This is a genomic window from Hyalangium sp. (assembly GCF_035629615.1).
Classification (GTDB): Bacteria; Myxococcota; Myxococcia; order Myxococcales; family Myxococcaceae; genus Hyalangium.
Map to the genome: position 1 here is coordinate 1 of NZ_DASPHO010000811.1, position 8,535 is coordinate 8,535.

At 68.0% G+C, this 8,535-nt stretch carries 6 protein-coding genes; 3 read left to right on the forward strand and 3 right to left on the reverse strand.

Annotated features, from left to right (window positions below; genetic code table 11):
* The first annotated feature begins 119 nt into the window (after positions 1 to 119).
* Positions 120 to 4,649: a hypothetical protein gene (locus VD972_RS40700; RefSeq protein WP_324994618.1), complete on the forward strand. Its 4,530-nt coding sequence runs from the start codon at positions 120 to 122 to the stop codon at positions 4,647 to 4,649.
* Between the two features lie 63 nt (positions 4,650 to 4,712).
* The gene (locus VD972_RS40705; protein ID WP_324994620.1) at positions 4,713 to 5,492 is read left to right on the forward strand and encodes a methyltransferase domain-containing protein; all 780 of its coding nucleotides are present in this window, start codon (positions 4,713 to 4,715) and stop codon (positions 5,490 to 5,492) included.
* 98 nt (positions 5,493 to 5,590) lie between these two features.
* On the opposite strand, the gene VD972_RS40710 is transcribed toward VD972_RS40705, so the two are convergent.
* The 3 genes from VD972_RS40710 to VD972_RS40720 are packed head-to-tail and all read right to left on the reverse strand — an operon-like array spanning position 5,591 to position 7,442.
* Positions 5,591 to 6,352: a nucleotidyltransferase domain-containing protein gene (locus tag VD972_RS40710; protein WP_324994622.1), complete on the reverse strand. Its 762-nt coding sequence runs from the start codon at positions 6,350 to 6,352 to the stop codon at positions 5,591 to 5,593.
* Between the two features lie 4 nt (positions 6,353 to 6,356).
* Positions 6,357 to 6,911, reverse strand: a complete 555-nt coding sequence (gene thpR / locus VD972_RS40715; RefSeq protein WP_324994624.1) for an RNA 2',3'-cyclic phosphodiesterase — start codon at positions 6,909 to 6,911, stop codon at positions 6,357 to 6,359.
* Between the two features lie 3 nt (positions 6,912 to 6,914).
* Positions 6,915 to 7,442, reverse strand: coding sequence for a metal-dependent hydrolase (locus VD972_RS40720; protein ID WP_324994626.1), 528 nt, complete (start codon positions 7,440 to 7,442; stop codon positions 6,915 to 6,917).
* Positions 7,443 to 7,534: 92 nt separating this feature from the next.
* Here VD972_RS40720 and VD972_RS40725 point away from each other — a divergent pair.
* The coding region (locus tag VD972_RS40725; RefSeq protein ID WP_324994628.1) for an adenylate/guanylate cyclase domain-containing protein at positions 7,535 to 8,535 on the forward strand (1,001 nt) is incomplete at its 3' end.

Consider the following 8,535-nt stretch of genomic DNA (forward strand, 5'->3'; position numbering starts at 1 on the left):
TTGGGGGGTGGGGGGCCCTAGCCCGGGGCAGGCGTCCAAGCGACGTGACGCCAGCGACGAGGGCGCGCTCCTGCGTGATAGCATGTGTCGCATACCCCCCTGCATTCGAGGTATGCGACGTGAAGAAGATCAGCCTCTTGACGCTGCTCGTCACTCTCTCGGCCTGCAAGGGCGAGATCGAGGGCGAGGCCATTCACGCGAAAGTGTTGCTGACCTCCCAGGTCGTCGCAACGTGCGTTCTCTTCGAGGTCCGGGATCCGGTCTCCAAGCAACGCCTCGAGCACCGCTGGCTGCCTCGCGTTGATGAGGATCTGAAGATCGCGGTCTTCCGGGGCTCACTGCCGGAGACCGTGGAGCTCGCCGCGCGCCCGTACCGGGACGGGAGTTGTCAGGAGAGCCAGCCGGGGCGGCCGAACGGTGAGTTCGAGACGGTCACTGCCTCCTTCATCACGAACCAGGTCACCCAGGCCAATGAGCTGCGGCTCAGTCCGGGCCAGGATGGGGACGGTGATCAGTTCGTCGACGAGGGTGCAGGAGGAACGGACTGCAACGACGGGGCATTGGCGGAGAACCCGGGCGTGGTGGAGCAGTGCACGCTCCAGACGGACCTCAACTGCGACGGCAAGAAGGGGTGCGAGGCCTCTGGCTGCCTGGCCACCGCGTGCATTGGCCCGCCGACAGCGCTCGCGCTGGAGCTGCAGGCCGGTACCGTGACAGCCGGCACCTGCACGAGTGCCACGGTCAAGGTGAAGGACGAGAGAGGCTCCGACGCCCAGGTCACCGCGCCCGTCGCCGTGAGCCTGCAGACCCAGAGCGGAGGTGTGACCTACTTCTCGGATGCTGCGTGCACGACGTCCATCACGAGCGTGAACCTGGCCACGAACGTGGGCAGTGCATCCTTCTTCTTCCTGGGCCAGGTTGCGGGAGAGGTCACGCTCAACGCGTCGGCGACCGGGCTGACGCCGGCTTCCAGGGCCGTGCAGATCATCGCGGGACCTGGTAACCGGCTGGTCTTCACCTCTGGCACGCGAACGGCGATAGCAGGGGCCTGCTCGCAGATCGTTCAGTTCCAGAGTCAGGATGCACAGGGCAACCCGGCTCCAGTCACGGCCGCCACGCTGGTTACGCTTGGAGCCTCTCCATCCACGGGCTTCCGATTCTATGCGGATGCGGGCTGCACCACCGAGGTGACGAGCGTCTCCCTCGCCACGAGCACGACCGATGGCAGCTTCTACTTCCGAGGGACGAAGTCCGGCAGCGTGAGCATGTCCCTCACGGCCGCCGGGTTTACCGGGAGCTTGCAGACCGCGACGATCAACGCGGGTCCTCCCTCCGTCATGGTGTTCACGGGACCGCCGACTTTGCCAGCGGGGGACTGCTCGGGGTTGGTCACGGTCGAGTTGCGGGACGCGCATGACAATCCGACACCAGCGACCTCGGGCACGACCATCAACCTGACCTCGAGCAGTGTGCCGCTGACGTTCTCCACCAACGCTGGATGCATACCCACCACGGCGACCGTGACGATTGCCCAGGGCACCGGCTCGGTGAGCTTCCGTTACCGGGGCACCCAGGCGGGGAACACCTCCATCGGCGGCACCTCTGGGACTCTGATGAGCACGCCGCTGAGCGTCACCATCAATCCAGGGACGGCCAGCGTGCTCGCGTTCACCACCGGTCCGCAGACGGTGCCGGCGGGCAGTTGCTCGGGAGTGGTGACGGTGCAGCTCCGGGACCTCCACGGCAACGCGGTGCGGGTGGCGACGAACACGGCGGTGACGCTGTCAGTGGCACCTCCCGAGGGGTTCCAGTTCTTCTCGGAACCAGGCTGCGCGGGGTCCGCGGTGCCGTCGGTGACCATGCCGGCCAACTCGAGCGACGCGAGCTTCTACTTCCGGGGGACTCGCGCGGGGGCGGCGACGCTGGCGGCGACCTCGAGCAGCATCACCGGGAACCAGGGCGTGACCATCAACCCCGGCACGCCGACCGTCCTGGTCTTCCCACAGTCGCCGCTGACGATGACGGCGGGAGCCTGCACGCCGGTCACGCTGCGGGTGAATGACCCTCATGGCAATGCGGCGCCCGTCTCGGGCAATCAGACGATCGATCTCGTGGCGAGCCCTTCCTCGGGCTTCACGTTCTCGACAGCGACCAACTGCTCGGGCCCGACGAACCAGGTGACCATCACCTCGGGCCAGAGCAGCACGACCGTCTACATGAGGGGAACGGTGGCGGTGGGGAACGTGGGGGTGACGGCGACCCGAGCACCACTCACTCAAGGCACGCTGGCCCTGACCGTGAATCCAGCCGCGCCCAGCAAGCTTGCCTTCCTGACCACGCCGCAGCCTCTTGAGATGGGTGCATGCTCGGCCGTCACCACCGTGCGGCTGCTGGACGAATTTGACAACGTCGTGACGGCCACGGCCAACACGCTCATCGGCCTGATGGGCTCCACGGGCACCATCGCCTTCTTCTCGGATGCGGGATGTTCGAGCACGACGGCCTCCGCCACGATTCCGGCAGGCGGGAGCAACGCGAGCTTCTACTTCAAGGACACGGTTGCGGAGACTGTGACCATCACCGCGAGCGGCAGCGGCCTGACCAGTGCCAACCAGCAGCAGACCATCAACCCGCTGGCACCGACCGAGCTGGTCTTCACGACACCCGCGCGCACCGTCCAGATGGCGGCCTGCTCTGACATCGTGACGGTGCAGGCACGGGCGTCGGGGAGCCCGACGACGGTCATCTCCGCCACCACGGTGAACCTCGCTACCAACCCGCCAGCGAGCCTGACCTTCTATTCGGACAGCATCTGCACCGCCGTGGTGACCTCGGTCACCATCGCCCAGGGACAGGGCAGCACCAGCTTCTATTTCAAGGGGGCCGCCCCAGGGACAGTCACACTCACCGCATCCTCGGGGAGCCTCACCCCCGCCTCCCAGAGTGCCACCCTCACGCCCGTGCCGACCCAGTGGCGGTTCACCACCCTGGCTCACACTGTCACCGCGGGCACCTGCTCGCTCATGGTCACTGTCCAGTCAGCGGACTCCAGCAACAACGCTGCTCCCGTGGCCACGAACACGATCGTCACCCTCGGCCATTCCGGGACGCCCATGGACCCGCAGTTCAGGTTCTACTCGGATGCGAGCTGTAGCACCGTCATTCCAAGCGTCACCGTCCCCAGCAACCAGTCGACGGCGAGCTTCTATTTCAGGCCCGAGAAGGCGCGGACCGTGACGATCATGGCCTCCGGTACCCTCACCAGCGCCACTCAGGACCACACGGTCACCCCCGGCAACCTGGCCGCGCTGGCCTTCTCCGCGAGCACGCTTCCGGAGACCCTGCTCGCGGGCACGTGTGCCATGCGGACGGTGCAGAGCCAGGATGCCTACGGCAATCTCGTGAGCACGGGCGTCACCGCGGACCTCAGCGCCTCAGCCACGACGGAGTTCTTCTCGGGGGCGGGCTGCACCACCGCTACCAGCGAAGTCTCCATTGCAGCGGGTAACAGCACGGCCAGCTTCTACTTCAAGGGCCTCACGGGCGGCATCAACGCCACGGCCCTCCTCACGCTGACGGCCTCGGCCCCAGCTCTCACCTCCGCCACCCAGGCCGAGTCCATCATCCCCACCGTCCGGACCGGTACCTGCATTCTCGATGATGTGAGTGTCACTTGCCCCATCACGCCTGCGCTCCTCGATGTGCAGAAGGCGTTTCTGACCTTCCAAGCCACCTCGACACATGCGCGCTCTGACAGGGGCAACGTCCGGTGCTTCCTGGACGGTGGCACTCAGGTCAGGTGCGAGAGGTTCGATAACAATGCCACTGTGAACATCCGCTGGAACGTGGCGGAGTTTCCCTCGGGCGTGGATGTCCAGCATCACGCCACCAACTGCGCAGGGGACACCACTCCCGTCACCCTCTTCGCCACCACGCCGAGCGGCACCTTCCTGCTGCTCAGCAGCCAGCGAGATATCAACAACATGGGCAGCAGTGTCTATCGGCTCGTGGAGTTGAAGTCGTCGACGCTTGCCGAGATCCGGAAGCTGGGAGCGTGCGGTGTCACCGACAACAACCACCTCCAGGGGGTCGCGTATGCGGGCTCCCAGCTTCAGCGGGGTGTGACCAGCTTGGCGAGTGGGGCGACGAACAGGGAGGTCACCCTGGCCTCGCCTGTGGCGCTGGACAGATCGATCGTCCTGTACTCGTACACCAACGACGGCACGAACGGGAGGATCTGCGACCGCGCGCTTCGCGGGGAGTTGATCAACAGCGGAGCGACGGTGAGGTTCTCGCGAGGCGAGGGCGATACGGTCAACTGCGCCGGCTCGAATTTCGGCGAGATCTCCTGGGAGGTGGTCACGTTCCCCATGGGGACCGTCGTGCAGCAGGTCACGCAGCAGCTCACGGGGGCTACCGCGTCGGTCCCGCTGACGACTCCCGTGGACCTGAGCCGAACCCTCGTGTTCGGCGGTGGTCAGTGGTCCTCGGGACAGCTCCACGGGGAAGGACGGTACGCGTCGGGCGAGCTCATCAACGAGATGCGCGCCCAGGCCGTGTTGTCAAACAACTCCACACTGCTCTTCTATCGGGAGAGTTTCATCAACACGGCGACCTTCACCGCGTACGTCGTCCAGTTCAAGCCCTGACGCGGGGCGGAGGTTTCGCTGCGTCACCAGAAGCTGCCCTGGCTGGCAGCACGAGGAGGGTCTATGTGGAACCCCGCGCAGTATGAGCGCTTCCGAGATGAGCGGAAGCGCCCCTTCTTCGAGCTGCTCGCGCGGGTGGAGGCGGCCGCTCCTGTCCAGGTGGTCGATCTGGGCTGTGGCACCGGGGACCTGACGCTCGTGCTCGCCGAGCGCTGGCCCTCGGCCCGGGTGACGGGCGTGGACTCCTCCGAGGCCATGGTGGCGGAGGCCACCCGCCGCGCCACGCCGGAGCGGGTTCGCTTCGAGCTGGCGGACCTGGCGGGCTGGAAGGCCTCCGCGCCGGTGGAGGTGCTCTTCTCCAACGCGGCGCTCCACTGGCTGCCGGACCACCCGGCGCTGCTGTCCCGGCTGGTGTCCCAGCTCACCCCGAGCGGCGTGCTCGCCTTCCAGATACCCGCCAACTTCGATGCTCCCTCGCACCGGCGCATCGATGAGGTGAGGGCCCACCCGCGCTTCGCTGCTACCCTCGCTCCCGTTCGCCGGGGGCATGCCGAGCCGCTCGACTTCTACGAGGCCCAGCTGGCCGGCCTGAGCCTCACCGTGGATGCCTGGGACACCACGTACCTCCACGTGCTGCAGGGAGAGGATGCGGTGCTGCAGTGGCTCCTGGGCACCACGCTGCGGCCTGTGCTCGCGGCGCTCGGGCCCGACGAGAGCAAGGCCTTCCTGGACATGCTCCGGCCGCTGCTGAGCGCGGACTACCCGGCCACCCCGAGGGGGACACCGTTCCGCTTCACCCGGCGCTTCGTGGTGGCCTCGCGCCGGGAGGGAGTGCACCCCTGAGCGAAGCGCCCGCTCCGGACCCACGCCCGCGCCCGCATGGAAGCCGCGGCGCGGGTGTTGGCCCGCCACATCGCTCAGCCCGGAGCCGAGCCTGCCGCTCAGCGCGCCGTGGCCAGGCGCAGGCGCACCAGCAGCTCGTGGAGCCCGGCGCGCGCACTCGGCGCCTCCTGGAGCGAGCTCACATCCCTGGCTCGCTCCAGCTCCTCCCTCAGGCGGTGGAACTCCCGCTCGTGGAAGGTGAAGTCCCCCTCTGGCAGCACGCCCTTCTCCGGTCCCTCCAGCTTGCGCTGGACGAGCTCGGGCACGTACGGCAGCCGGTGGTGCTCGTTGAGGGTGAGGAGGTTCGCCTCTACGCGGCCCGTGCGCATGAGGTGCAGGCCGGTGAGGAGCACCCGGTACACGTAGAGCAGCGGCTTCACCCGGCGCGGCTGCTCCTTCTCGAAGAGCCGCCACTGCGTCTCGGCGAAGCCCAGGTAGTGGTGCGCGTGGTGCCGGGTGATGCAGGCGTTGGCCAGCGACTTCAGCTCCTGGTGCTCCGGCGAGGTGCGCAGCACCAGCGGGGAGAAGACCTGCTCCAGCACGTAGCCGTTGCGGCGCAGCAGCAGGGTGAAGAACTTGGCCACGTCGTGGGTGACGAGGTCCATCTCCAGGCCCTCGTGCAGGGTGGACTGCTCCACCGTGTCCGGCCCCGTGTCCAGCCCCACCACCTCGCGCGCGGGCAGCACGTGGATGCCCCGCAGATCCCAGTCCGAGTCCGGCGAGGGGAAGCCGTAGAGGTGGGCCCCGCTCACCGTCATGAAGACGAGCGGGTAGGGGTGCCGCTGCACGAAGGGTTCGAGGCGTCGGTCGAGCGTTGTCATGGCTTCAGAGCACCCCCGCCAGCGGGAACTGCAGCCGTGGCAGGTACCGGCCCGCCTTGCTCTCGAAGAGGACGAGGTGCTCCACGCGCCCCTCACCCCAGTGCTGGCCCTCGAGCGCCCGGTGGCACTCGAGGAACGCCGGGTCCCCTTTGGGCTCCTTGGAGCGAGCCAGCGTCAGGTGGGCTGTGTACAGGCGCTTCTCCCGAGGAAAGCCCAGCGGCTCCAGCACGATGGCCACCTCCGCCTGGAGCGCCTCCAGCGCGGCGGTGTGCCCGCGAACGCCGGCCCAGAGCACGTGCGGGTGGCGGGGCGCACCGAAGCACCCTCCTCCCTCGATGGTGAGGGTGAAGGGCGTGTGGTGGTGGGACACGGGCGTCAGCGCATCGCCAATTGCGGGGAACTGGGCGTCGTCCACCTCGCCCAGGTACACCAGCGTGAGGTGGAAGCCATCCGGGTGGACCCAGCGGGCTTTCGGCGCCAGGGACCGGAGTCGCTCGAGGCCCGCCGAGGCCTTGGCCTCTACCTCGCTCCCAAGCGTGACAGCAGTGAAGAGTCGCATGGCTCAGGACTCCGGGGCCGCGCGCCGTCGTGGCCAGAGCGCGAAGGCCCAGAAGGGCAGAAAGGCGATGAACTCCACCGCCACCACGTACAGCCCTCGTGAGGAGAACATGCCAACGCCGATGGGCGCCACGGGCAGCGGGCGCACCGGCGCAAAGAGGCGCTCATTCGAGAAGGGCCAGAGCAGCGCCGCCCCGAGCCCACCGTCCGTCAGCGCGTCCAGCAGGCCATGGCTGCCCACGGCGAGGAAGGCGAGCAGTCCCATGCGCCAGGGCGGGAGCCGGAGCAGGCGGGCGAGGCCCACGAGGCCGAGCGCCACCAGTGCCGCGAAGACGAGCGAGTGCGTGGCGCCCCGGTGTCCCCAGGGCGCGGCGTACGGGATGCGGAGGACGAAGGCGACGACATCCGCATCCGGCGAGAGTGAGAGCGCGGAGAAGATCGCCATGCTGGCCGCAAGGCGGCCTCTCGAGGAGGAACCTGCCTCGTGCCTTCCCAGGGCCATGCCCACCGCGATGTGACCGATGCTTGCCATACCTGCAGTCCAAGATAGTCCATCGCCCGGCGGCAGGCGTCCCGGTGGCATCCTGGCGAGAGAGAACCTCCTGGGTTAGCCTGAGGGCCATTGTGTCCACGGCATCCTCCGAGTCAGGTGTCGACGAGCTCCTGCTCCAGCGCCTGGATGAGCGACGCGCGCAGGTCAGCGAGTGGGTCAACCGCTTCCGAGTGGGCGGAGCGGTAGGCTGGCTGCTGTTCGCCGTGCTGTTCGACTGGAAGACGCCGTGGTGGATGCTGGGGGTGTACTTCGGGCTGGCCGTGGGCCTGTGGCTGGGAGCCCGGCGCTTCCAGGCGCTGAGCAGGAGGCCTGCGCTCGGGGTGGTGGGGATCGACATGCCCGCCATCTGCCTCATTCAGCTCTCGGCGCTGCAGCACTCGCCCAACACCGTGGCGGTGGCGCTCATGCCAGTGGGCATCTACGTCACGCTGTTGATGGCAGTGGCGATGCTGGGGCTGTCCCGGGTGGGGGTGGCGGTGGCGACCGTGGTGGCCATCGCCTGCGAGGTGGTGCTCTGCGAGAGAGCGGGCATCCCCCGAGATGCCTACCCGCAGGCCCTGGTACTGGTGCTGGTGCTGGCGGCGGTGGCGGCGACGTTCGTGAGCCGCCAGGTGCTGGGCCTGGTGAATGACGTGACGCGCGAGCAGGAGCGGCGGGTCCGGCTGGGGCGCTACTTCTCGCCGCAGGTGGCCAGGCGCATCGCGGAGCTGGGGCCCGGGAATGACCTGGGCCAGCACCGCGAGGTGACGCTGCTGTTCTCGGACATCCGAGGCTTCACCACCATGGCGGACCGCATGGAGAGCCCGCAGGTGGTCACCCTGCTCAACGAGTACCTGTCGAAGATGGTGGAGGTGGTGTTCCGCAACGGGGGCACGCTCGACAAGTTCATTGGAGATGGGATTCTGGCGTACTTCGGGGCGCCGCTGGAGCTGGCGGGACATCCGCAGGCGGCGGTGGAGTGCGGGCTGCAGATGCTGGAGGCGCTCGAGCAGCTCAACACCGAGCGGAGCGCCCGGGGCGAAGAGCCCTTGCACATTGGCATCGGCATCCACACGGGCCGCGTGGTGGTGGG

Coding starts and splice junctions, on each gene's coding strand:
- VD972_RS40720 (WP_324994626.1), bottom strand. CDS start 7,442: ATGGCAAGCATCGGTCACATCGCGGTGGGCATGGCCCTGGGAAGGCAC.
- thpR (WP_324994624.1), bottom strand. CDS start 6,911: ATGCGACTCTTCACTGCTGTCACGCTTGGGAGCGAGGTAGAGGCCAAG.
- VD972_RS40710 (WP_324994622.1), bottom strand. CDS start 6,352: ATGACAACGCTCGACCGACGCCTCGAACCCTTCGTGCAGCGGCACCCC.
- VD972_RS40705 (WP_324994620.1), top strand. CDS start 4,713: ATGTGGAACCCCGCGCAGTATGAGCGCTTCCGAGATGAGCGGAAGCGC.